This is a genomic window from Bacillus sp. JK74 (assembly GCF_053663395.1).
In genome coordinates this window covers 395,021-418,285 of record NZ_JBSJQB010000003.1, presented here as the reverse complement: position 1 = coordinate 418,285, position 23,265 = coordinate 395,021, and the positions used below count along the sequence as shown (strand labels likewise).

At 46.2% G+C, this 23,265-nt stretch carries 23 protein-coding genes and 2 pseudogenes; 4 read left to right on the top strand and 21 right to left on the bottom strand.

The window, feature by feature from the left end:
* Positions 1-7: 7 nt before the first annotated feature.
* Positions 8-454, bottom strand: a complete 447-nt coding sequence (locus tag ACWJJ5_RS12310; RefSeq protein WP_003152958.1) for a GatB/YqeY domain-containing protein — start codon at positions 452-454, stop codon at positions 8-10.
* A gap of 14 nt (positions 455-468) precedes the next feature.
* A complete protein-coding gene (gene rpsU / locus ACWJJ5_RS12305; RefSeq protein ID WP_003152957.1) occupies positions 469-642 on the bottom strand; it encodes a 30S ribosomal protein S21 in 174 nt (57 codons plus the stop codon).
* Positions 643-813: 171 nt separating this feature from the next.
* Between rpsU and ACWJJ5_RS12300 the strand changes: the two genes are divergently transcribed.
* Positions 814-1,740, top strand: a complete 927-nt coding sequence (locus ACWJJ5_RS12300) for a Na/Pi symporter (protein WP_454022438.1) — start codon at positions 814-816, stop codon at positions 1,738-1,740.
* 37 nt (positions 1,741-1,777) lie between these two features.
* Here ACWJJ5_RS12300 and mtaB read toward each other — a convergent pair whose 3' ends face one another.
* The 12 genes from mtaB to gpr form a co-directional block, all read right to left on the bottom strand.
* Positions 1,778-3,133 carry a tRNA (N(6)-L-threonylcarbamoyladenosine(37)-C(2))-methylthiotransferase MtaB gene (gene mtaB, locus ACWJJ5_RS12295; RefSeq protein WP_014305444.1) on the bottom strand — a complete coding sequence of 452 codons (1,356 nt, stop codon included), beginning with the start codon at positions 3,131-3,133 and terminating at the stop codon, positions 1,778-1,780.
* Positions 3,133-3,903 carry a 16S rRNA (uracil(1498)-N(3))-methyltransferase gene (locus ACWJJ5_RS12290; RefSeq protein WP_094247719.1) on the bottom strand — a complete coding sequence of 257 codons (771 nt, stop codon included), beginning with the start codon at positions 3,901-3,903 and terminating at the stop codon, positions 3,133-3,135. The genes mtaB and ACWJJ5_RS12290 overlap by 1 nt, the downstream gene beginning before the upstream one ends.
* Positions 3,904-3,925: 22 nt before the next feature.
* The gene (gene prmA / locus ACWJJ5_RS12285) at positions 3,926-4,861 is read right to left on the bottom strand and encodes a 50S ribosomal protein L11 methyltransferase (RefSeq protein WP_077722610.1); all 936 of its coding nucleotides are present in this window, start codon (positions 4,859-4,861) and stop codon (positions 3,926-3,928) included.
* A gap of 23 nt (positions 4,862-4,884) precedes the next feature.
* Positions 4,885-6,012 carry a molecular chaperone DnaJ gene (gene dnaJ, locus ACWJJ5_RS12280; protein ID WP_003152895.1) on the bottom strand — a complete coding sequence of 376 codons (1,128 nt, stop codon included), beginning with the start codon at positions 6,010-6,012 and terminating at the stop codon, positions 4,885-4,887.
* Positions 6,013-6,197: 185 nt separating this feature from the next.
* Positions 6,198-8,036 carry a molecular chaperone DnaK gene (gene dnaK / locus ACWJJ5_RS12275; protein WP_003152893.1) on the bottom strand — a complete coding sequence of 613 codons (1,839 nt, stop codon included), beginning with the start codon at positions 8,034-8,036 and terminating at the stop codon, positions 6,198-6,200.
* Positions 8,037-8,060: 24 nt separating this feature from the next.
* Positions 8,061-8,636 (bottom strand): nucleotide exchange factor GrpE, encoded by a 576-nt coding sequence (grpE, locus tag ACWJJ5_RS12270; protein ID WP_003152892.1) that lies wholly within the window; start codon positions 8,634-8,636, stop codon positions 8,061-8,063.
* Between the two features lie 59 nt (positions 8,637-8,695).
* Positions 8,696-9,727, bottom strand: coding sequence for a heat-inducible transcriptional repressor HrcA (hrcA, locus tag ACWJJ5_RS12265; RefSeq protein ID WP_017418176.1), 1,032 nt, complete (start codon positions 9,725-9,727; stop codon positions 8,696-8,698).
* A gap of 80 nt (positions 9,728-9,807) precedes the next feature.
* Positions 9,808-10,947 (bottom strand): radical SAM family heme chaperone HemW, encoded by a 1,140-nt coding sequence (hemW, locus tag ACWJJ5_RS12260; protein ID WP_025649831.1) that lies wholly within the window; start codon positions 10,945-10,947, stop codon positions 9,808-9,810.
* A gap of 59 nt (positions 10,948-11,006) precedes the next feature.
* Positions 11,007-12,842 carry a translation elongation factor 4 gene (lepA, locus tag ACWJJ5_RS12255; protein WP_013352938.1) on the bottom strand — a complete coding sequence of 612 codons (1,836 nt, stop codon included), beginning with the start codon at positions 12,840-12,842 and terminating at the stop codon, positions 11,007-11,009.
* Positions 12,843-12,974: 132 nt separating this feature from the next.
* Positions 12,975-13,313 (bottom strand): YqxA family protein, encoded by a 339-nt coding sequence (locus ACWJJ5_RS12250; protein WP_007408270.1) that lies wholly within the window; start codon positions 13,311-13,313, stop codon positions 12,975-12,977.
* Positions 13,314-13,329: 16 nt separating this feature from the next.
* Positions 13,330-14,523, bottom strand: a complete 1,194-nt coding sequence (gene spoIIP / locus ACWJJ5_RS12245) for a stage II sporulation protein P (protein WP_454022437.1) — start codon at positions 14,521-14,523, stop codon at positions 13,330-13,332.
* A gap of 67 nt (positions 14,524-14,590) precedes the next feature.
* Positions 14,591-15,697 carry a GPR endopeptidase gene (gpr, locus tag ACWJJ5_RS12240; protein WP_003152878.1) on the bottom strand — a complete coding sequence of 369 codons (1,107 nt, stop codon included), beginning with the start codon at positions 15,695-15,697 and terminating at the stop codon, positions 14,591-14,593.
* A gap of 202 nt (positions 15,698-15,899) precedes the next feature.
* On the opposite strand from gpr, the gene rpsT reads away from it, so the two are divergent.
* The gene (gene rpsT, locus ACWJJ5_RS12235; protein ID WP_003152876.1) at positions 15,900-16,166 is read left to right on the top strand and encodes a 30S ribosomal protein S20; all 267 of its coding nucleotides are present in this window, start codon (positions 15,900-15,902) and stop codon (positions 16,164-16,166) included.
* A 16-nt stretch (positions 16,167-16,182) separates the two neighbouring features.
* On the opposite strand, the pseudogene holA reads toward rpsT, so the two are convergent.
* Positions 16,183-17,224: pseudogene (holA, locus tag ACWJJ5_RS12230) on the bottom strand (DNA polymerase III subunit delta).
* 39 nt (positions 17,225-17,263) lie between these two features.
* Positions 17,264-17,418: pseudogene (locus ACWJJ5_RS12225) on the bottom strand (hypothetical protein).
* Between the two features lie 40 nt (positions 17,419-17,458).
* On the opposite strand from ACWJJ5_RS12225, the gene ACWJJ5_RS12220 reads away from it, so the two are divergent.
* On the top strand, positions 17,459-17,593 hold the full coding sequence (locus tag ACWJJ5_RS12220) for a YqzM family protein (RefSeq protein ID WP_003152870.1): 135 nt from the start codon (positions 17,459-17,461) through the stop codon (positions 17,591-17,593).
* Positions 17,594-17,611: 18 nt separating this feature from the next.
* On the opposite strand, the gene ACWJJ5_RS12215 is transcribed toward ACWJJ5_RS12220, so the two are convergent.
* From ACWJJ5_RS12215 to ACWJJ5_RS12205, 3 genes are all read right to left on the bottom strand, one after another.
* Positions 17,612-19,963: a DNA internalization-related competence protein ComEC/Rec2 gene (locus tag ACWJJ5_RS12215; protein WP_327969212.1), complete on the bottom strand. Its 2,352-nt coding sequence runs from the start codon at positions 19,961-19,963 to the stop codon at positions 17,612-17,614.
* Positions 19,964-20,533: a ComE operon protein 2 gene (locus ACWJJ5_RS12210; protein WP_003152868.1), complete on the bottom strand. Its 570-nt coding sequence runs from the start codon at positions 20,531-20,533 to the stop codon at positions 19,964-19,966.
* A 66-nt stretch (positions 20,534-20,599) separates the two neighbouring features.
* Positions 20,600-21,214 carry a helix-hairpin-helix domain-containing protein gene (locus ACWJJ5_RS12205; RefSeq protein ID WP_454022436.1) on the bottom strand — a complete coding sequence of 205 codons (615 nt, stop codon included), beginning with the start codon at positions 21,212-21,214 and terminating at the stop codon, positions 20,600-20,602.
* Positions 21,215-21,272: 58 nt separating this feature from the next.
* Between ACWJJ5_RS12205 and comER the strand changes: the two genes are divergently transcribed.
* Complete coding sequence (gene comER / locus ACWJJ5_RS12200) at positions 21,273-22,094, top strand: late competence protein ComER (protein ID WP_014305449.1); 822 nt, start codon at positions 21,273-21,275, stop codon at positions 22,092-22,094.
* Between the two features lie 68 nt (positions 22,095-22,162).
* Here the strand turns inward: comER and ACWJJ5_RS12195 are convergent, their stop codons facing one another.
* Together ACWJJ5_RS12195 and rsfS are read right to left on the bottom strand one after the other, a co-directional pair.
* Entirely contained in the window at positions 22,163-22,900 is a 738-nt protein-coding gene (locus tag ACWJJ5_RS12195) for a class I SAM-dependent DNA methyltransferase (protein WP_454022435.1), read from the bottom strand.
* The gene (rsfS, locus tag ACWJJ5_RS12190; protein ID WP_003152864.1) at positions 22,897-23,253 is read right to left on the bottom strand and encodes a ribosome silencing factor; all 357 of its coding nucleotides are present in this window, start codon (positions 23,251-23,253) and stop codon (positions 22,897-22,899) included. The genes ACWJJ5_RS12195 and rsfS overlap by 4 nt, the downstream gene beginning before the upstream one ends.
* Positions 23,254-23,265 lie beyond the last annotated feature (12 nt).

Below are 23,265 nucleotides of genomic sequence, written 5' to 3'. Positions count from 1 at the left end.
TCGTCAATTAAGATAATTGACTGCTGACAAGTCTGTTAATTACGCTGCCGTCAGCTTTACCTTTTACTTTAGGCATAATAGCACTCATCACTTTGCCCATGTCCGCTTTGGAGCTCGCACCGACTTCAGCGATGGTTTCATTTACAATTGTCTGCAGCTCTTCTTCAGAAAGCTGCTTCGGTAAATAAATTTCTAAAATGTCCAGCTCTTTTTGAACTTTATCTACTAAATCTAAACGATCAGCGTTTGAAAATTCATGGAGGGAGTCTTTACGTTGCTTAAGTTCACGAGATAGGACAGTAAGTTCCTCATCCTCGGTCAAACTGTCTTTCTTAAGCTTAATTGCTTCGTTTTGAAGTGAAGCTTTCACCATTCGAACGACAGTCAGTTTGTCTTTCTCACGGCTTTTCATATACAGCTTCATATCTTGGTTAAGTCGCTCAAGAAGACTCATAAATCCACCCTCTTTTAGAATTTGCGTTTTCTAGCAGCTTCTGACTTTTTCTTGCGCTTTACGCTAGGTTTTTCATAAAATTCGCGCTTTCTTGCTTCTTGCAAAGTACCTGTCTTTGATACACTGCGTTTGAAGCGACGAAGAGCATCTTCAAGCGATTCGTTTTTTCTAACGACCGTTTTTGACATTCTCTTTCCCTCCCTCCGAATACACCAATCGACTACCTTTAAAAAGATACATATATAAACATGTACTTTGACATTATAATATAAGCCATCAGTCAGGTCAACTAAGCGAGCTCACTTTTCCGTCATGAATAAGGATGCTTGTCTATATAATGATGGAAAGGGGTGTTTCGTTTGATAATACTGATTCTCTTTACCGCACTTATCCTGTTTTTTTTACTCGGAATGAGCCTGCTCAGGCAGGGCCTGATCGCATTAACGTATTCAAAAATTGAGAAAAGCCTGCTCTTATTTACCGACCACCCTTTGAAAGCTTTTCTCATAAGCATCATATTCACCGGTTTTCTTCAGAGCAGCTCAGCCTTCATGGTCATTGTCATCGGCTTTGTCAGCGCAGGCGCTTTATCTTTTAAACGGACCATTCCGATGATTCTCGGCACGAATGTCGGCTCCACGTTTACGACGGAGTTTTTAGCCATAAAGATGGACGTGCTCATTTGGGTGCTTTTTATCGGAGGCCTTGTGTTTATCCTCATCCGTAAATATCCGTTCAGGCAGATCGGTATAAGCTTCCTCGGTCTCGGCATCATCTTTTTTTGCATCACATGCTTCAGCCGGCTTGCCGTTCCGCTGACAGAAATGAAGGCGGGGGCGGAGGTTTTGCGCCATGTGAATGATTCGAGCTGGTCCGCTCTTTTTATCGGTATGATATTGACGGCTATCATTCATTCAAGCTCCGCCTGCATCGGCATTTTGATGAGTTTTATGAACGAAGGGGTGATCGGCATTGAACAAGCGGTCAGCGTCGTTCTGGGATCTAATATCGGGACATGCGTCACGGCCGTCATGGCTGCTGTTTCAGGCGGTTATGCCGCCAGACAGACCGCCGGTGCTCACGTAGTGTTTAATATTCTCGGCGTGCTGCTCGTCTTTCCCTTCCTGTCCGCATCAGCAGGTATTACGGAGCGCCTGTCTGATGATCCCGCGCAGATGATTGCGCATTTCAGCCTGTTATTTAACGTAGTCACCGCGTTATTGTTTCTGCCGTTCACACATTTGTTTTACCGGCTGATTGACAGGCTGATTCCTCCGAAACCGTAAAAAAACCGATGCGGGAAGGCACCGGTTTTTTTATCTGTTATGAAGACATGCGCATGTTCCGGGTCATTTCATCCTCAACGACGCGGACGAATTGTCCTTCATTATACGGATAGCCCGCTTTTTGAATTTTGACTTTGACAAGTTTGCCGATTACATCTTCCGTGCCTTTGAAGACGACTTTCATGTAATTGTCCGTATAGCCGACGAACATGCCGTCCTCATCAGACTCTTTAAATGCCTCTTCCGGAATGATTTCCAGAACCTCTCCTTCATAATCGGAGGCGTATTCTTTGGCAAGCTGGTCAGACAGCGCAATCAGCTTATGCACCCGTTCGTTTTTCACGTTCTCGTCAACCTGGTCTTCCATTCTGGCCGCAGGTGTTCCGGTACGTTTGCTGTAAGGGAATACGTGAAGCTCTGAAAACTTATGTTCTTTAATGAACCGGTATGTTTCCATAAATTCTTCTTCCGTTTCACCCGGGAAACCGACGATGACATCAGATGTGACGGCAAGACCCGGCAGCGCTTCTTTCAGCTTATTTAAACGGTCCGCGAAAAATTCCATCGTATATTTGCGTCTCATCCGTTTCAGAACGGTGTTTGATCCTGACTGAATCGGGATATGAAGGTGGCGGACGATTTTATCAGACGCGTCCAGCACTTCAATCACTTCATCAGTGATTTGGCTTGCTTCAATAGATGAAATTCTGATCCGCTTCAGTCCTTCTACACGTGTATCAAGCTCGCGGAGAAGCTTGGCGAAATTATAATCTTTCATATCTTCGCCGTAGCCGCCCGTATGAATCCCCGTCAGGACGATTTCTTTATAGCCGGCATCCACCAGCTGCTGCGCCTGTTTAATGACTTCTTCCGGATCGCGGGAACGAAGCAGGCCGCGCGCCCAAGGGATAATGCAGAACGTACAGAAGTTATTGCAGCCCTCTTGGATTTTTAACGACGCTCTTGTGCGGTCAGTAAAAGCGGGAACATCCAGCTCTTCAAACACGCGTGCTTTCATAATATTGCCGACGCCGTTGATCGGCTGACGCTCTTCCCTGTACTGCTCAATGTAACCGAGCATTTTTTCACGATCCTGCGTGCCGACGACGATGTCAACACCCGGGATGGCCATAATTTCTGCCGGAGAGGTTTGCGCATAGCACCCTGTTACGCAGATGACGCCGTCAGGATTTTGGCGGATCGCCCGTCTGATGACTTGACGGCTTTTTTTATCTCCCGTGTTTGTTACCGTACATGTATTAATGACATATACATCTGCTGTCTGTTCGAATTCTTTTCGTTCATAACCCGCATCTTTAAACAGCTGCCAGATTGCTTCTGTTTCATAATGATTGACCTTGCAGCCAAGGGTATGAAAAGCAACAGTTGCCATTACTGATCACCTCTTAATAACTCTGTATGATAGGAAACTGCGCTTAACGCGTAAAGAGGCGCAGTTTCAGTCCGTAAAATTCTCGGTCCGAGGCCGCATAAGACGGCGCCTTTTTCTGAAAGCTGATGAACTTCAGACTCAGTCAGACCGCCTTCAGGGCCGAATACGATTAAAAGAGACGAACCTTGCGGAAGGCTTTTAAGCTCCGCGGCGAAAGCGCCCGTTTCCCCCTGCTTTGATGACTCCTCGTATGCAACGACACATTTATCGACATTCTCCGCCATTTCAAGCAGCTGCCGGAACGTATAAACGGTTTTCACTTCGGGAATTTCATTGCGGTACGATTGCTCCGCCGCTTCCTTCGCGATTTTCGCCCATCTCTCCCGCTTTTTCTTTGCCTTTTTGTCGTCTAGCTTAACGACGGATCTGGCGCCTTGAAAGGGGATGAACATACTAGCCCCCAGCTCGGTCCCTTTTTGGATAATCCATTCAAGCTTATCGCCTTTCGGAAGGCCGCTGGCGATCCTGATCTTCAAAGGCAGTTCACGGTTTTCACCCGTCCATTCAGCAATGCTGCATGATATATGATCTTTAGAAACCGCTTTGAGCAGGCATAACGCTTCATGGCCGTCTTTCGAACAGCAGATTATCCGGTCTCCCGCACTCATTCTCATGACGTTCGCTATATGGTGGACGTCTTCCCCCGTAATTTGAAAATCGGGAGTTTCGTCCATCTCCTGCTTCGTGAGCTCGATAAAATATCGTTGCATACGCTGTGACACCTACTAACTGTTATTTTTTCGCGATGATGCTGACCCAATCTTCCATAGACAGAATTTCTGTGATGGTAAAGCCGGCTTTTTCCAACGCTTCTTTTACTTCCTGTTTTTTCTGGCCGATAATGCCTGAAGTAATAAAATGGCCTCCGTCTTTGAGCAGGTCGTACGCCTGTGATGTAAAGCGGAGAATCACTTCCGCCAAAATATTTGCGACAATGACATCATGTTCGCCCGTGATGCCGTCTAACAAATTGTTCTGCTTCACTTCGGCCGTATCACTCACTTTGTTCAATTTTAGATTCAGACGCGCGCTTTCAACAGCGACCGGATCAAGGTCATATGCATGAACCGATTCGGCCTCAAGCATGGCGGCCGCGATGCTTAAAATTCCTGAACCGGTGCCGACATCAATGACATGGTCGCCTTTTTGAACGATACGCTCAAGCGCCTGAATGCACAGAACGGTTGTCGGATGCGTTCCCGTACCGAATGCCATGCCCGGATCCATTTCGATAATCAGTTCATCGGTATTCACGGGTGTGTACGTTTCCCATGTGGGTACGATCGTGAATTTTTCAGAAATTTTCACCGGATGATAATACTTTTTCCAAGCTGTCGCCCATTCTTCTTCATTAACTTCAGAAATGGTGATTGTGTTTCTGCCTAAATCAATGTCGTACAAAAGCAGATTATTAATCGTCTCTTTAATGCCGTCCACCGTTTCGCCGAGGAAACTGTTAATCGGCAGATACGCTTTGACAATGACACCCTCATCGGGGTAATCATTGGGGTCGAGCTGGTAGATTTCCCCGTAAACATTCTCACGCTCTTTCATTAAATCAAGCGGATCTTCGATGACAACCCCGCTCGCACCAGCTTCATGCAAAATATTTGAGATGGGTTCGACCGCTTCATGTGTTGTGTGAATGCTGATTTCGGACCATTTCAAAACTACCAACTCCTATCCAATCATTACTCGCCTTTAAATGCGCGTTTTACTTTGTCAAAGAAACTCATTTCTTGTTCATCCGGCAGGTTTCCGCTGACTTCAGCGAACTCGCGGATGATGTCTTTTTGTTTGTCTGTCAGATTCGTCGGTGTGACGACGCGGACGACAATGTGCTGGTCGCCTTGTCCGTAGCCCCGGACGTTCTGAACGCCTTTGCCTCTTAATCTGAATTTCGTGCCGGTTTGTGTGCCGGCAGGTATTTTCAATTTCACTTTTCCGTGAAGCGTCGGCACTTCCACTTCGTCTCCGAGTGCCGCTTGGGCAAACGTTAACGGCATTTCGCAATAAATATCGTCTCCATCGCGTTCAAAGAACTCGTGGGCGCGCACATGGAATACGACAAACAGATCTCCCGCAGGCCCTCCGTTTACGCCAGGTTCACCTTGGCCCGGAACGCGCAGCTGCTGTCCGTCATCCACACCGGCAGGAATCGTGACATTGATTTTTTTCCGTTTTTTCACTTTGCCCGTGCCGCCGCAGTCAGAACACTTGTTTTTGATGATTTTTCCTGTTCCTTCACAGTGGTGGCAGACTCTTCGGTTAACCACTTTGCCAAACGGCGTGTTCTGTTCGACGTTCAGCTGGCCTGAACCTCCGCAGTGCGAGCACGTATCCGGCTTTGTTCCCGGCTTTGCGCCCGATCCTTTACATGTTTCGCAATTCTCTTCGCGCGGAATTTCAATGATCGTTTCTTTTCCGAAAGCCGCGTCTTCAAATGACAGGGTCATTGTATACTGCAGATCCGCGCCTTGCCGCGGCGCATTCGGGTCACGGCGTCTCGTGCCGCCTCCAAAGATGCTTGAGAATATGTCATCGAAACCGAAGCCGCCGAAGTCTCCGCCGCCTCCGAAACCGCCGCCGAATCCCTGGTTAGGGTCTGTATGGCCGAATTGGTCATATTGAGCGCGTTTTTGGTCGTCTGAGAGCGCTTCGTACGCTTCTTTTACCTCTTTGAATTTTTCATCTGCTCCGGATTCTTTATTGATATCAGGATGATATTTTTTTGAAAGCTTCCGATAGGCTTTTTTGATTTCATCCTTTGAAGCGCTCTTACTTACCCCAAGCACTTCATAGTAATCACGCTTACTCATCTCGCTTCACTCTCCCGAATTTCTCACATAAATTAGATTGTATCATTTTGAATTATGTTTTTTCAATTCCTTTTATCCCGGGCAAGAAAAAAAGTCAAAGCCAAGAGATGCCTGACTTTGACTTTCTGTCTGTTGAATCAGAATATGCTGGGTGTTCTTCCGCCTAAAGCCATGCGGGAAAGAACTTATTTTTTCGTTTCGTCGTCTTTTACTTCTTCGTATTCCGCATCGACAACGTTGTCATCCGCTTTTTTGCCTTCAGCGTTTGCTGCGCCTTCAGCCTGCTGCGCTTTTGCCGCTTCTTCATAAAGCTTCATAGAAAGCTCTTGAACGATTGTTTGAAGCTCATCTTTTTTCGCTTTGATGTCTTCAATTTCGTTTTTCTCGATAGCGGCTTTCAGCGCGTCTTTCGCGTCGTTTGCTTTTTTCACTTGCTCTTCGTCCACTTTGCCTTCCAGATCTTTTAATGTTTTTTCCGTTTGGAACACAAGCTGGTCAGCTTCGTTGCGGACTTCGATTTCTTCTTTTCTCTTCGCATCAGCGTCAGCGTTTTCTTCCGCTTCTTTTACCATGCGTTCGATCTCATCATCAGAAAGACCTGAAGAAGATTTGATTGTAATGTTTTGTTCTTTTCCTGTGCCTAAGTCTTTCGCTCTTACGTTTACGATACCGTTTTTGTCAATATCGAAAGAAACTTCGATTTGCGGTACGCCGCGCGGTGCAGGCGGGATATCAGTAAGCTGGAAGCGGCCGAGCGTTTTGTTGTCGGCAGACATCGGGCGCTCACCTTGAAGCACATGAATGTCAACAGCCGTTTGGTTGTCAGCTGCAGTTGAGAATACTTGAGACTTGCTCGTCGGAATTGTCGTGTTGCGGTCGATCAGTTTCGTGAACACGCCGCCCATTGTTTCAATACCGAGAGAAAGCGGTGTAACGTCAAGAAGAACAACGTCTTTTACGTCTCCCGTGATGACGCCGCCTTGAATCGCTGCACCCAGCGCTACAACTTCATCAGGGTTTACGCCTTTATGCGCTTCTTTACCCGTTTCTTTTTTAATTGCTTCCTGTACGGCAGGAATACGTGTTGATCCGCCGACAAGGATAACTTTGTCGATTTCGCTCGCAGAAAGATCCGCATCTTGAAGAGCCTGACGGACAGGAGCCATTGTGCGCTCAACAAGGTGAGCGGAAAGCTCTTCGAATTTAGCGCGGGTCAGTGTCAGCTCAAGGTGAAGAGGACCTGCTTCTCCCGCTGTGATAAATGGTAAAGAAATTTGTGTAGATGATACGCCGGAAAGATCTTTTTTCGCTTTCTCAGCCGCATCTTTCAAACGCTGAAGCGCCATTTTGTCTTTTGAAAGATCAATGCCGTTTTCTTTTTTGAATTCTGCTACGAGATGATCGATGATGACTTGGTCAAAGTCGTCCCCGCCAAGACGGTTGTCACCGGCAGTTGAACGGACTTCAAACACGCCGTCGCCAAGTTCAAGAACAGATACGTCAAACGTACCGCCGCCAAGGTCGTAAACAAGAATCGTTTGGTCTTCGTCCGTTTTATCAAGTCCGTATGCAAGCGCTGCTGCAGTCGGTTCGTTGATAATACGCTCTACTTCAAGACCGGCGATTTTACCGGCATCTTTTGTCGCTTGGCGCTCTGCATCGTTGAAGTATGCAGGAACCGTGATAACGGCTTTTGAAACTGTTTCGCCGAGGTAGCTTTCAGCGTATGCTTTCAGATGCTGAAGGATAATAGCTGACACTTCTTGAGGCGTGTAGTCTTTTCCTTCGATTTCCACTTTATAGTCAGTACCCATATGGCGTTTAACAGACATGATTGTGTTAGGATTTGTGATTGATTGGCGTTTCGCCACTTCCCCTACTTGGCGCTCGCCGTTTTTAAATGCAACGACTGACGGAGTCGTACGGTTTCCTTCAGCGTTGGCGATAACTGTAGGCTCTCCGCCTTCAAGCACTGCCACACATGAGTTTGTCGTACCCAAGTCAATTCCGATTACTTTACTCACTTTGAATTACCTCCTGCTATGTAGTTATTGATTCACTTTTACCATTGAAGGACGGATGACGCGATCCTTCAGTTTGTAGCCTTTTTGCAGTTCTTCGATAACAATATTGCTGCCGAAGTTTTCATCTTCCACCTGCATGACGGCTTGGTGAAGGTTCGGATCAAATTCCTGACCGACAGCTTCGATGGCTTCAACGCCTTCTTTTTCAAGTGCGTCCATCAGCTGGCGGCGGACCATTTCCATACCTTGCAGCAAGCTTTTTGTCTGCTCGCTTTCAGCTTCTACCTGTAACGCCCGTTCAAAGTTGTCGAGAGCCGGAAGGATTTCCGTTACGACGTTTTGAGAACGGTATTTCTGAGCAGCTTCCATCTCAAGGCGGCTGCGTCGTTTATAGTTTTCAAAGTCTGCTTGAACACGCAAAAGCTTGTTTTCTTTTTCATCAAGCAAACCCTGCAATTCATCAATTTGGTGCTGAAGGGCTTCTTCCTGACCTGCCGTTTCTTCATGCTGCTCTTGTGAAGCCGCTTGTTCTGCCTGTTCTGTCACTTCTTCTTGTTCTGCTGCTTCAACCTGTTCTGCGGTTTGTTTTTCTTCTGACATTGTGTTCACCTCCCTCAAATGCTGTAAAAAGATGACTGAAAATGATTGCCAAAATTCCCTTATTCATCATACAAACTTGTGAATGCTTTTGACAAGTCCGAAGTCACATGCTGCAGCAGGCTGACGACTCTTGAATAATCCATGCGCGTCGGCCCGATAATCGCGATTGATCCGATCTGTTTCGTATCAACTGTATAAGTGGCCGTGATTAAGCTGCAGTTTTCCATTTCTTCGTAGTCGTTTTCTTTCCCGATTTTGATTGAAATCCCCGCTTTTGATGACTGAAACAGCTTCAGAACATCCTGCTCTTTTTCAATTAAAGATAAAAGCGAGCGGACCCTTTCAATATCATGGAACTCCGGCTGATTCAGCATGTTGATCTTTCCGCCGAAAAACAATTTCTCAACGTGGGCCGCCGGATGGAATGTGGAGCGGAGCGATTCAAGTATGCTGTCATAGTTGGCGATATGCTGCCTTAAATATGTGACAACCTCTTTAAAAATGCGCTCATTCAGTTCGTCCATCGGCACGCCCGCTAATCGATCGTTTAATATATTGACCAGTTTTTCAATATCGGCCAAATCCACTTTAGCCGGGAAATTGATGGTGCGGTTTTCGACATGCCCCGTGTTCGTGACGAGGATGGCGACCGCCTTATCCGGCTGGATCGGAACGATTTGAATCTGTTTAAGATAGTTCTCGCTCAGCGTCGGCCCGAGGACAATCGATGTGTAGTTTGTCAGGTCGGACAGGATTTGCGCTGATTTTTGGACTGTTTTTTCCAGCTCGAAGATTTTTTCTTTAAATATCGAGTGAATTAAATCCAGATCGGTTTTTGTCAGCTTGACGGGTGACAGCAAATGATCGACATAATACCTGTACCCTTTTTCCGACGGAATCCGTCCTGAGGATGAATGGGTTTTTTCAATAAAGCCCAATTCCTCCAAGTCAGCCATCTCGTTTCTGATCGTTGCAGAGCTGAATGTAATCTCGTCTTTTTTTGAAAGAGTTCTTGATCCTACAGGCTGCGCTGATTGTATAAAATCATTAATAATCACTTGCAGGATCAACAGCTGACGATTTGTTAACATCATCATCACCCCTGTTAGCACTCAAGGTCAGCGAGTGCTAATTCTATATCAAAAGTAACAAACCAAAAGAAAAATGTCAATTATAACTCACCCAAAAAAGCGCCAAAAACCTCATTTCCTAATAATTTGCCCTCATGCGTTAATGCAACCGATTCTTCCGTGTCACAGATCAGGCCTTTTTCGGTTAAATCTTTGAGAACATCGGGAAACAGTTCGTCAACCGAGCGTCCGAATTTATCGAGGAAAGCTTGCTTTTGTACGCCGGACATTTTTCTGAGACCGAGGAACATTTCTTCTTCAATCTGCTCCTCACGTGTCACCTCGTGCGTGTCACGATAAGGCAGCCCCTTTTCTTCGATGAGCTGAATGTAATGTTTCACAGGCCCGGCGTTGACGGTGCGCGTGCCGCTGATATACCCGTGAGCGCCTGCGCCAAAACCGAAATACGCTTCATTGCTCCAATACGTCAGATTATGCTGCGACTCGTATCCGGGCTTTGCAAAGTTGCTGATTTCATATTGGCGGATGCCTGCTTCACTCATCTGCCTCATGACCGTTTCATACATCTCGGCCTCTTGTTCTTGCGCCGGGAGATGCAGGCGGCCTTTTTGCATTAAATTATAAAACACCGTTTTCGGCTCTACGATCAGCGAGTAAACGGAATAGTGCTCCGCACCAAGAGACAAAGCCGTTTTGACGGAATTGTCAAGATCGGCCAGCGTCTGACCCGGCAGGCCGAACATCAAATCGAGACTGATGTTGTCGAAGCCGAGAGCCCTCGCACGTTCAAAGGAAGTGAATACGTCCTTTTGTTTATGCACTCTGCCGATTTTTTGTAAAAGCTCATCTTCAAAGGTTTGAACACCGAAGCTCAGCCGGTTGACACCGGCATTTTTCATGATTTTTAATTTTTCCGGGGACAAATCATCCGGATTCGCTTCCGCGGCAAATTCTATGAGTCCGTCAGAAGGTTTCAGCACGCGGTGAATGGAATCCATCAATTTTTCCAGCTGGGCGGGTGAGAGCGATGTCGGCGTGCCTCCCCCGATAAAAATCGTGCGGAGATCAGGGCGTCCCGTCCGTTCTATTGTATTTATCATTTCCTTTTCGAGTGAGTTTAAGTACTCATCGACAGGCTGGCTCTGAATAAAATATTTATTGAAATCGCAATAGTGGCAGATATGCTCACAAAACGGAATATGAATATAAGCTGATTTCATTTTGAAACACCTTCTTCTTTACAGAAAGAAGCCGCAGCGCGGGACTGCGGCGGCTTCCGTTATTTTTTCGGGCTGTCATCCATTTTAAGAACGGCCATAAACGCTTCCTGCGGCACTTCTACCGAGCCGACCTGCTTCATCCGGCGTTTTCCTTCTTTTTGTTTTTCAAGAAGCTTCCGTTTCCGCGAGATGTCTCCTCCGTAACATTTTGCAAGGACGTTTTTCCGCATGGCCTTAATGGTTGAGCGGGCCACGATTTTCTGTCCGATCGCTGCCTGTACGGGCACTTCGAATTGCTGGCGGGGAATCAATTCTTTCAATTTTTCGACGATGACTTTCCCGCGCTCGTATGCGTAATCGCGGTGCACGATAAACGACAGCGCATCAATTTTTTCTGCATTCAGCATAATATCCATTTTGACGAGTTTGGACGGTTTGTAGCCGATCAGCTCGTAATCGAAAGAGGCGTACCCTTTCGTGCTGGATTTCAGCTGATCAAAAAATTCATATACGATTTCCGCAAGAGGCATCTCATATACAATGCTGACCCGGTTGGCGTCTAAGTACTGCATATCGATAAAGTTGCCCCGTTTCCCCTGACAAAGCTCCATAACCGCTCCGACGTAATCGTTCGGAACCATCATCGTCGCTTTGACATAAGGTTCTTCCACCCGCTCTATTTTTTGCGGGTCAGGCATGTTTGACGGGTTATCCACGATGATCTTTTCGCCGTCCGTCATATAAACGTCATAAATAACGCTCGGCGCGGTCGTAATAAGGTCAATTTTAAATTCCCGTTCAATCCGCTCTTGAATGATTTCCATGTGAAGCATTCCTAAAAAACCGCAGCGGAAACCGAAGCCGAGGGCTTGTGACGTCTCCGCCTCGTATTGAAGAGATGAATCGTTCAATTCAAGTTTTTCCAGAGCTTCACGCAAATCATTATATTTGGCTGTGTCAATCGGATAAAGTCCGCAGTATACCATCGGATTGAGTTTGCGGTAGCCCGGAAGCGCTTCTGCCGCAGGCTTAACCGCGCTCGTGATCGTATCACCGACACGGGTGTCGCCGACGTTTTTGATTGCGGCTGTCAAATAGCCTACGTCACCGACTGTCAATTCGTCAGCCGGCTGCGCTTTCGGCGTAAAGACGCCGACTTCAATGACTTCAAACTCTTTTCCGGTTGCCATCATTTTAATTTTCTGGCCCGGTTTGACCGTTCCTTCTACGACTCTGATATACGCGACGACTCCGCGGTACGCGTCATAAAGCGAGTCAAAGATGAGCGCTTTCAGCGGAGCTTCCGGATCTCCCGCGGGAGCCGGCACTTTTTCTACGATCTGTTCTAAAATGTCTTCGATGCCGATGCCCGCTTTCGCTGAAGCGAGGACGGCGTCTGAAGCGTCAAGGCCGATAACGTCCTCAACCTCTTGACGCACACGTTCTGGCTCTGCGCTCGGAAGATCGATTTTATTAATGACAGGAAGAATCTCAAGATCATTATCAAGCGCCAGATAGACGTTCGCCAATGTCTGCGCTTCTATTCCCTGAGCCGCATCAACAACGAGAATCGCGCCTTCACAGGCAGCCAGGCTTCGCGAAACTTCATATGTAAAGTCGACGTGTCCGGGCGTGTCGATGAGATGGAATATATATTCTTCTCCGTCTTTTGCTTTGTATTTCAGCTGAACGGAATTTAATTTGATGGTAATTCCCCGTTCGCGTTCAAGGTCCATTGAATCAAGCAATTGTTCTTTCATTTCCCGCTGGGTGATCGCCGATGTTTTTTCTAAAATCCGATCCGCCAAGGTCGATTTGCCGTGGTCTATATGGGCGATGATGGAGAAATTCCGGATTCTTGACTGCCTCTCTAAACGCTTTTCTTTATCTGTCACAATCTATCACTCCTACTATTAAACGCAAAATACACTAGCTTAGATTATATCAATAGGATTGTAAACATTCAATTAAAACAAGAAAGAGAAAAGCTTCCTTTAAGGAATCATCCGCTTTTCTCTTCATCAATGCTATCGGTTCAGTTTCGAAACCCACTCGTACATCGCCTGCGCCGAGTCCGTCACGGTATTTGAAAGGGTTTCTCCCGCTTTTGAAAACAGGTTGAAGGTTTCCGCCTGTTCCAGCTGTTTTTGTTTTTCTTCCAGATCTTTCGCCGTAACGGTTTGCCCCAAAATGGAAGCTTCTTTTTCCTGTCCTTCTCCGCCGCCGAGCGTGAATGCTCCTTTTAAGGAGGGATCTTTGTATCCTTTCATATCAAGCATTCCGCTGTTTGCCTGCTGCATGCCGAACAAAACGCCGAAAAACATGACAATGGCGATCAGCAGGCATTTGCCGGTAAAACGGATCATTCGAATCACCTGATTTCTATTGTTTTTTCTTCTCTCCTGATTGCGAGCTGACCTTGTCTGCATCCCAGTACAGTTCGCTGAACACATCGGCCGCGGCATCTGATGCGCGCCTCAGTTCTTCTAGATTGTTATCCACGCCCCCGAATTCCAGCAGAAGCGACCTGTCGTTTAAATCCTGGTTGTATACTCCATTATCTCCCGGAGAGCCTTTTGATAAAACACCGACGCTTAAGCCGGGGTATTTTTTCTCCATCAGCTTATGAAGTTCACTTGCGAGTTTATAGTTTTCTTCAAAATTAGCGCTTTTTTTCCCGACCACGATGGCGACTCTGGCATAGCTTTTTCCTTTGATGTCGGCTGTCGTATTTTTCTTGCGGCGGGAATCCCGGTGAATGTCTATGGTATATTGCAGATTTTTATTTTTGGCGAGCGCGCTTTTTACGACCGGCCTTGATTCGTCATAGCTTCGCGCATAATTTAAGCCGTCTTTGTTCAGGCGGGCCTGAATGTCGGTTTTATCTACGGTCGCTCCTACACCTTGCGCTTCAAGCGCTTTTCCGAACATATCTCCGACAAGCGTGACATTGGCCTTCGAATGGCGGGCGTTATTCGGATTTGTTTCCCCCTTTAACAGAGGAAGATAGGATTCGGTATTATGAGTGTGGTAAATAAAAACGACTTTTTTGCTGCCTGTTGAATGTTTCGGCGGCGCCGTTTCTTCTTTTTTCGTTTTGTTTTCGATTTCTGCCAGGTTCACTTCTTTTTCTTTTTCCATCACCTTCGACGGCGGCGGAGATTCAGCAGGCATATTCGTATAATCCGTCCCCTGCCCCGCCAGAAGGATCTCCGTATCGTATTGGGCAAATCCCGGCAGCTCACGTCCCAAGAAACTCCGCGGGTCTTCCATATTAATACTTGTCGCCAGTTTTAAGGAAAGCCGGGACAGCTGAAAAGAGTCTTTTTCAGGAAGCTCTGAGGCGAAATAATGATTTTCCATACCGAGGAGGTGTGCAAACGCGTCACCCGGAAGTTCTCCGGCAATTCCGTGAAGAGAATCCGAAGAAAGCCTCAGTTCAGGGCGAAGCGATGTGAGCACACCCGATAATACGAAAATAACGATAAGGCTTGTCATAAACAAAAACATGCCCTTGAGCGCATTTCCACCGTTTACTGCAACGACAATTTGACGGTTTCTGCGTTTTTTTCTCATGATTTGAATCCCTCCAGCGCTTGTCTAGTAATTACTCTATGAACAAGCTAGAGGAGGTAGAACCATTTTAATGATTATAAGAACCTTTGTTATCTTGTGACACTTTTTCATGAAGGGCGGTGTTTAACCCGTTTGCAAGCACGTTCGCCATATCATCAATAAAGGTGTCAATCTCCTTCGGCGTGACCATCAGATTATGGCCGAGCGGAGAGAGCACTTCGTGAATCAGCTGGCGTTTTTCGTTTTCGTCCAGCGTGCCGACAATACCGAGAAAGGATTGGCGTTCTTTTTCTCCGGGAAGATCTTCGTCTGTCAGCACCTTCTTTTTGCCGAAGTTCATTCCGGCGGGCACCAGAGATCTTGACGGGCTGTCATCTTTCATCTCTCTGCCGAAATGCTTTAATATATAATCCACCGTATCGCTCGCGATCGTAACCGCATCAACGACAGTCGGTACCCCGATTGCGATGACGGGGATGCCGAGCGTCTCCTTGCTTAATTCTTTTCTCTTATTGCCGACGCCTGATCCCGGGTGAATGCCCGTATCAGAAAATTGGATGGTCGTGTTCACCCTTTCAACGGCTCTTGCCGCAAGAGCGTCTACCGCAATCACAAAATCCGGCTTTGATTCTTTGATCACACCTTGAATAATATCGCTCGTTTCAATTCCCGTTAATCCCATCACACCGGGAGCAAGCGCGCTGACCGGCCTGTACCCTTCCTGTACGTTTTCCGGCTGAAGCCTGAACAGATGCCGTGTCACAAGAAGGTTTTCGGTCACGAGAGGGCCGAGCGCATCCGGCGTCACATTCCAGTTGCCGAGACCGACGATCAAACAGCTTGCATCCTTTGGAATCTTTAATGCCGACAGGTAGGCGGAAAATTCCTCGGCAAACACTTCCGTTACTTTTTCCTGCATGTCAGAGTCGTGTTCCCGAACCCCTTGAGCCTCGATCGTGACATAGCGTCCCTGCTTTTTCCCCGATAGCTCGGCGCCTTCTTTGGTAATATCGACGGTTCTGACTTTAATGCCGCCCTTGTCGCGTTCTTTTTCAATAAACCCGTTTATTTCTTTTGTCTGACCGGCTTGTCCGTCTTTTACCGCCTGTTTCGTTTCTACCGCTAAATCCGTCCGTATCAGAAATTGATTGACATCCAGTTCGTTGTTTTTCACAGGAAAGACCTCCTTCAATCATCGTGGTACATAGTGTGGCCATTTACAAAACGAATCATGCGAATTTACCCATCAACGAAAAATACTTTACATTTATATTGCAATCTAAAGTTCTGTTTGATAGAATACAATTTGTTCTATTGTGAAGAAGATTTAACCTTAAGACACTGTGCTACAGGTTGTATCTTAGGAGGTGAAACACATGCCAAACATTAAATCAGCGATTAAACGTACAAAAACAAACAACGAACGCCGCGCTCATAACGCGACAATCAAATCTGCTATGCGTACTGCAATCAAACAAGTTGAAGCTTCTGTTGCTAACAACGAAGCGGATAAAGCGAAAACTGCTCTTTCTGAAGCAGCGAAACGCATTGATAAAGCAGTGAAAACAGGTCTTGTACACAAAAATGCCGCAGCTCGATACAAATCTAGACTTGCGAAACAAGTGAACGGACTTTCTGCATAATACAAAAACGATCCCTTTAACGGGGATCGTTTTTTTCATTCAGTCCGGAGAAGCTCAAGGAGAAAGAGCTCCAGCAAGAGCTGCTTGTCCTTTTTCCCCGTTTTCATTTCATAATCCATCACTGCGAGCCTTTCTATAATACGCCGCAGCTCTTCTTCAGAAAAAAGCCTCGCCTGATCCATCGCCAGCTTTACCCGGAAAGGGTGCACCTTTAAGTTGGAAGCGATTTGCTTTTGGCCGTATCCTTGTCCCGCAAAATACTTTGTCTGCATAATCAGACGGAATTGGTTGGCGATCAGCGCCATAATTTTGATCGGTTCTTCGTTTTGTTTTAAAAGATCATAAAATATTTGAAGACTTTCCGTCCGTTTTCGGTTCACGATTTTGTTGATCAGCTCAAAAATATTCTGCTCCAAACTTCTTGCGACAAGCTCCCGGACATCTTCAAGCGTGATCTCATGTCTGTCACCGGTGTAGGCGGAGAGTTTTTGTATTTCCCGATATATGGAAGACAGATGGCCGTTTGCAAGCAGAACCAAATGCTCGGCAGCTTCTGTATCCATCGTTTTATTTTCGGATTTCGCCAGATTAATCGTAAAATCAGTCGTCTCCTTTGCATTCAGCTCCTTAGCTTCAATCATAAGGGCTTTTTGCTTCAGCGCTTTCGTCAGCTTTTTCCGTTCGTCCAGCTTTTCATACGGAGCCACAATCACAAAGACCGTATAAGGCGCAGGCTCCTTCAGGTAAGTCTCCAAAGCGCTTGTATTATGCTCTATTTTTTCTTTCTTTTTTTCCCCTGTTAAAAAAGACGGATTTTTTACGATAACCAGCCGCTTCTCTCCCATAAACGGAAACGTTTCCGCATCGGTTATGGCCTGGTCAAGCGGATCCTCTTCAAGATCAAAAACAGACAGGTTAAAATCTTTAGTCTCCTCATCAACGACAGCTTGTCTGATCCGGCTGACAGTCTCTTGGAGCAGATACGTTTCTTTTCCGTATAAGCAATAAACGGAGCGGACATCCCCTTTTTTCAGGGCTTTCCAAACATCAAATACCATGATCGTATGACTTCCTCTCTTTCTTGATCCCCTTCTATCCTAAATTGAGTTCGGCAAATAGTAAAGAGGAAGCTTTAAAAAGGACAGCTTCCTCATTTATAATAAACGCCTGATTCACAAGCTCCCGGGTCTGCTTGTAAAAAGGCGATAATCACAAGAACAGAAAACGTTACCATCACTTCTAGATTTTTCAAAACAATTCCAGTATACTTAGGGAAGTCAGGAGGGATGAAATTGAATGATTTTGAAAAAAACGTTCAAAGCAAACGAAATGATGCTGTTGACTCAGCTGTCGGTTTTGTCGTGTCCTTCGGATTTTTCGCCTTTTTGTTCGTGATGGCAACAGCCATCCATCTTATCGGCTCTTAGCCGCATTCCGGGCTGCTGTCAATCGGCAGTCTTTTTTACTTCTTGCGCCCTGGTTTCTTCTATATCATATGGAGGGAAGACGGAAAACGTTCCGGCGCCTTTTTCAAATCTGTATTGAATCGTTCCGCTGATATCGGTGCGAAGCACATTGACAGAGTACGCCTTCAAACGATCCAGCACTTCTTCATGCGGATGATGGTATCGATTCTCTTTTCCTGCTGAAATCAGCGCTGCTTCCGGCTGAAGCTGTTTCAAAAAGGCTTCACTCGTTGAGCTTTTGCTGCCGTGATGACCCGCCTTCAATATATCAGCCTTCAGTTTCGGATACGTTTTCAGCACTTCTGTTTCGCCGTCCGATTCTAAATCTCCCGTCAAAAGCCAGCTCACTCCGCCTAAAACCGTCCAAAGCACCAGTGATGAATCATTTTTACTCTTTCCGTCAGATGACTCCGGAGACAGCACCTGAAACTGAAGATCACCCGCTGTAATGGTGTCGCCCCGCTTTGCTTCGGCAACGGGAATGTTGTTTTCTTTCGCCATATTTAATATGTTCTGATCCTTCGGTTCTTTTACGAATCCCACGGGGACAATTAACCGTTTGACTCTATGATTTTTGATTAACACTCCGGCTTCCCCGATGTGATCCTGATCCGCATGGGTTAAAATCAGCGCATCCAGCTTTTTCACCCCTTTTCCGTTTAAAAACGGAATCAAAACCTTCTCGCTGATAGAATACGGGTGGCGTTTTTCTTTCCATGATTCTCCGGGATAAGCAATCACTCCCCCTGTATCAACCATTACGGTCCCTTTGCGGTGCGGCGCGCTTATAAACAGCGAGTCTCCCTGCCCGATATCAAGCATATCCGCTTCTCCCCATGGACTGAAATACGGACGGCATATTAAATAAGCCAAAACCGCGCAGAAAAAAAGAGCCGATTTCCTGAGTTTTAAAAAACCTCCCTTTTCCAAAGCCGCAAAAAGCGTAAAAACGGAAACCGCAAGCAGAAGAAGGGAAAGAAAGTCAGGCTTTGACACAATCATAGTAAATAAATCAACGGATGCCGCATATGTAATGAAATCATGCACAGGCTTCATCACAAGGTCAAACATATCAAACAAACATTCTCCCACCTGCCTTGAAAGCAAAAGAAGAAGGAAACCGATGACAGAAACCGGAATGACAAATAACGTATAAAATGGCACCATCACCATGTTCATCGGAAAACTGACAAGTGAAATTTGCTGAAAATGATAGAGAAGAAACGGAAGTGAGCTGAGCTCTGCAATGAATGAGGCCATCGCAAGCCCGGCAAGTCTGCTTTTCCCCGCTTTCTTTAAAATGGAGGATGACAGAATTAAAGAGGCGCTTACCGCAAAGGAAAGCTGGAAGCCCGCCTGCCAAAGGAGGTAAGGATTAAACAGCAGGAGCAGCAGATAAGACAGAGACAATGCAGCAGAGGAATGAATGCCGCGTTTAACAAGAGTTCCGGCGATATAAAATCCCAGCATGAGGGATGCGCGCAATACGGATGGGGCGGCACCGCTCAGCAGCGTATACACCGGCAAAAACAGCAGCAGCAACATCCCCGCCTTTTCTCTTGTCAGCCCGATTCTGATCAGAGCATAAAATAGTCCCGCCGTAATAAGACCGACATGCATTCCGGAAATCGCCATTAAATGAACGACTCCTAAATTTTGATATGCACTCAGTATATCGTCCTCTATAGAAAATCTTTCACCTAAGGTCAGCGCTTCAACAATTCCGGCGGAAGATTCAGGCACGTGATTCCGAATGATTGAAATCAAATTTTTTCTGATGTTCAGCAGTTTAAACAGCGGCTGTTTGGATTTTTCACACCGCTGAATGGAAGTCACGGAAAATAACCAGTGAATCTGCTGAGAGTAAAGATATTCCTTATAATCAAAACCTCCGGGAATCGTCGCATGTGCAGGCTGTTCCAGAGAGCCTGTAAACGTGCAGCGCATCCCCGGTTCAAGCTGTTCAATGCGTCTCTTTTCCTCAAGAGACCGGATTTTATACGAAGCCGCCCATTTTTCCTTGTCATGTGTACGGATAACGGCTGACATTTTCGCTCCATCAACCTTCGGAATATTAGTGATGATGGCCTGTTCAGTATAACTGCCGGCCTGATACCGCGTTACATTCGCAGCGTCACAAACCGTATAAAGAAAGAAATAAACACAAAAAGAAACGAGGCAGATGATAACCGGAGCAGGCTGCTTTGTTTTTATCATAATAAAGAGAAGATACAGAAGAAAAAGGAGCAGAACCCAGAAGACATGAGCGGCGGCAATCCCCGCAGTTGCAGAAACCGCCGCCAGAGGCAGAAGAAGGTATTTATATTTCATTTATACGTAACTGGTAAACAGCTCATTGGCCTGTTCATGAATTTTTTTCAGTTCATCTGCCTTAACTCCCGCATCAGATAATTGCTGAATCAGACCTGCGACAAAAGACAATTTTTCGCGGTTTTTCAGATCGATGATCATTTCATCAAGTTCGACCTGCTCCACCTTGACTCCGGCTTGGCTGAACAGCTCTTTTGCATAAGGCTGTGTTTTGTAATCTTCGGCATAATAGACCGTTTTGATGCCTGCCTGGATAATTGATTTGCAGCATTGAATACAAGGATAATGCGTCACATAAATTTCGGCGCCCTCCGTCGGAACACCGAACTTAGAACATTGCAGAATCGCATTCATCTCTGCATGTATGGTCCTCTGGCAATGATTATCTATTAAAAGGCATCCTTCATCAGCGCAATGGACGCCGCCGGCGATTGAGCCGTTGTATCCGCCGGCAATCATCCGCTTATCTCTGACTACGGTTGCCCCGACTGACAGTCTCGGACATGTGCTTCTCAGCGCCAGCAAATGGCTTTGCGCCATAAAATATTGATTCCATGAGATTCGTTCCACAAGTGTTCCCTCCAAAAAGTCTTGTTGCTTTCCTAAGTTTACATAGATTTAAGCAGAACCGTCAATTCACTTTACCGTAATGGAAGTTTTTATCCGCTCAAATGACTTTTCTCCAAAGCCTGATACATTCATCAAATCTTCAGCAGTCTGAAACCGTCCGTTTTCTTCTCGGTAGGCGATAATGGCTTCCGCTTTTTTCTGCCCCACCCCGGAAATCGCCTGAAGTTCGTCCAAAGATGCCGTATTGATATTGACAGCTGCATTCTCCTTTTCACCCGCTGCTGTTTTCGGGTGATTCTCTTCTTCGCCTTCACTCGGAATATAAACAATCGTCCCGTCCTGCAGCTGCTCTGCTAAATTAACATTCAATTCATCCGCCTTTTTCTTCAGGCCTCCGGCTTTTTCAATGGCTTGCGTCACTCTGTCTCCCGCTTTCATTTCATACACGCCGGGATTTCGGACCGCACCTTTCACATCAATCATAATCTTATCGTCTGCGGTGTCTTTTTTGTCCGCGACGGATGCCGAGGCTGTTTGGCCGAGCACGGACTGCTGTTTGACCTGCTCTTCCTTTTCAGAACGAAACAGCCAAATACAGATAAAAACCGCCCCTGCCGCAAGACAAGCGCCCAGAATTTTCAGGTTCCGCCGCAGCCGCTCCGTCATCATCGCTTTCGTCATATTGCATTGCCTCCCCGCATAAGGTTTAGAGGATTAAGGGAAAAAGGAGGGGAATTCATTGAAAATAGGCTTTATCGGCACCGGAAACATGGGAACGATCCTGATTGAATCGTTTATCGAATCAAACGCTGCCGATCCCTCACATATCACCATCACAAACAGAACAATCGAAAAAGCATTAAAACTAAAAGAACGTTTCAGCGGCATCCATGTCACCGAGGATCAGGAAAAGCTCGTACAGGATAATGAAATAATATTCATTTGTGTAAAACCGCTGGATATATATCCTTTGCTGAAAAAACTCACACCGCATTTACGGAAAGATCACATTTTAATCTCCATTACCAGCCCCGTTCAGACGGATCAGATTGAACATACGGTTCCGTGTCAGACGGCCCGCGTCATTCCGAGCATTACGAACCGCGCCTTGGCCGGCGTCTCGCTTGTTACGTTCGGCAAAAGCTGCAGCGAGTCTGCAAAAGCGGATATTCAAACGCTGTTCACTCATATTTCAAAACCTGTTGAAATCAGCAGCGGCATTACAAGAGCGGCGTCAGACATTGTCAGCTGCGGACCCGCTTTTATGAGTTATCTCGTTCAGCGCTTTATTGACGCGGCAGTGGAAGAAACGGACATCACCAAAGAAGAAGCCGTGATTATGTCGACAGAAATGCTTGTCGGTCTCGGAAAGCTTCTTGAAACGGGGCATTACACGCTTCCCGCCTTGCAGGAAAAAGTATGCGTAAAAGGCGGCGTCACCGGAGAAGGACTGAAGGCTCTCGAAAGCGGTGTTCAGGATATGTTCAATCGTGTCTTTCAGCGTACACATGACAAATACGATGAAGATATATCGTTAGTGAAGAAGCAATTTCACGTGTAACTGAGTATGCCATAAAGAGCTTTATCGCGCCAATCGCAAAAAATGCATTTTAAAAACCATCGTTCCGTTTAAACGATGGTTTTTGGTTTGCCTGCCGTAAAGAAAAGACGTTCAGACTCTGTTGAAGGAGGCCGGTCTGTAAAATCAGCCGTCACCTTCTTCAGTTCAAATCCGGTCTCTGCAAGCATTTGTTCATATTCTTCAATGTAAAATGTTTTTTGCTCATGCGTCTCGTCATAGCGGTCATAAGATTGTCCGTTCCATACGAAAAAGGACATATCATGGATGACAGAAAGCTCTTCATCGCCGGCAAAGCTTTGCCAGATATAGCTGATCTGCTCATCCTGATCCGCATGGGTGCTGTCCGGAAAAAGCTCCGTCATTTTATACGGGGAATGGACGTCAAACAGAAGCAGGCCGCCCTCCTTCAAAACTTGAAAAACACTTTTGAAGGTGCTTAAGACATCATTTTTCGTTTTTAAGTAATTTAGGGAATCACAGCAGATGACTACGGCATCAAACTGTTCTTCAAAACCGGAAAGCTCTCTCATATCCTGCTGGAGAAAAAGAATCGGCTTTCCCGTTTTTTTCTGCTGGGCACAGCTCAGCATATCTTCACTCAAATCAATTCCCGTGACTTTGCAGCCTTTTTCAGCAAGCCTGATGGATATTTCTCCGGTTCCGCAGGCAAGATCAAGCACCCTTCCCTTTTCCGGAAGAGACGCTTCAATCCAGCCCGCCCATTCATCATACGGCGCATGGGACATTAACTCGTCATATACACCGGCGAAGCCTTGGTAAATCATGAGTTCAAGCCGAGTTCAAGCTCTGCGAGCGGCGCGTCGCCCCATAGCTTTTCAAGATTATAGTAGCTTCTTTCATCTTTATGGAAAACGTGGACAATGACGTCGCCGAGATCAACTAAAACCCAGCGGGCCTCATCAAACCCTTCCATCTTTTTGACATCAATGCCGTTTTCTTCTGCCTGATCTTTAATTTCACGCGCAATGGCCTGAACCTGTTTATCAGAATTCCCGTGGCAGATTAAAAAGTAATCCGCTACAAGTGAGATTCCTTCCATGTCCAGCGCTAAAATATCTTCTGCACGTTTATCGTCGCATGCTTTTGCCGCGATTTTTAATACGGAAGCTTGATTCATTTTCCATATTCC

Bases quoted from the DNA above. Each gene is read 5' to 3' on its own strand.
- ACWJJ5_RS12310 (WP_003152958.1), bottom strand. From the start codon at position 454: ATGAGTCTTCTTGAGCGACTTAACCAAGATATGAAGCTGTATATGAAA.
- rpsU (WP_003152957.1), bottom strand. From the start codon at position 642: ATGTCAAAAACGGTCGTTAGAAAAAACGAATCGCTTGAAGATGCTCTT.
- mtaB (WP_014305444.1), bottom strand. From the start codon at position 3,133: ATGGCAACTGTTGCTTTTCATACCCTTGGCTGCAAGGTCAATCATTAT.
- ACWJJ5_RS12290 (WP_094247719.1), bottom strand. From the start codon at position 3,903: ATGCAACGATATTTTATCGAGCTCACGAAGCAGGAGATGGACGAAACT.
- dnaJ (WP_003152895.1), bottom strand. From the start codon at position 6,012: ATGAGTAAGCGTGATTACTATGAAGTGCTTGGGGTAAGTAAGAGCGCT.
- grpE (WP_003152892.1), bottom strand. From the start codon at position 8,636: ATGTCAGAAGAAAAACAAACCGCAGAACAGGTTGAAGCAGCAGAACAA.
- hrcA (WP_017418176.1), bottom strand. From the start codon at position 9,727: ATGTTAACAAATCGTCAGCTGTTGATCCTGCAAGTGATTATTAATGAT.
- hemW (WP_025649831.1), bottom strand. From the start codon at position 10,947: ATGAAATCAGCTTATATTCATATTCCGTTTTGTGAGCATATCTGCCAC.
- ACWJJ5_RS12250 (WP_007408270.1), bottom strand. From the start codon at position 13,313: ATGATCCGTTTTACCGGCAAATGCCTGCTGATCGCCATTGTCATGTTT.
- spoIIP (WP_454022437.1), bottom strand. From the start codon at position 14,523: ATGAGAAAAAAACGCAGAAACCGTCAAATTGTCGTTGCAGTAAACGGT.
- rpsT (WP_003152876.1), top strand. From the start codon at position 15,900: ATGCCAAACATTAAATCAGCGATTAAACGTACAAAAACAAACAACGAA.
- ACWJJ5_RS12215 (WP_327969212.1), bottom strand. From the start codon at position 19,963: ATGAAATATAAATACCTTCTTCTGCCTCTGGCGGCGGTTTCTGCAACT.
- ACWJJ5_RS12205 (WP_454022436.1), bottom strand. From the start codon at position 21,214: ATGACGAAAGCGATGATGACGGAGCGGCTGCGGCGGAACCTGAAAATT.
- ACWJJ5_RS12195 (WP_454022435.1), bottom strand. From the start codon at position 22,900: ATGATTTACCAAGGCTTCGCCGGTGTATATGACGAGTTAATGTCCCAT.
- rsfS (WP_003152864.1), bottom strand. From the start codon at position 23,253: ATGAATCAAGCTTCCGTATTAAAAATCGCGGCAAAAGCATGCGACGAT.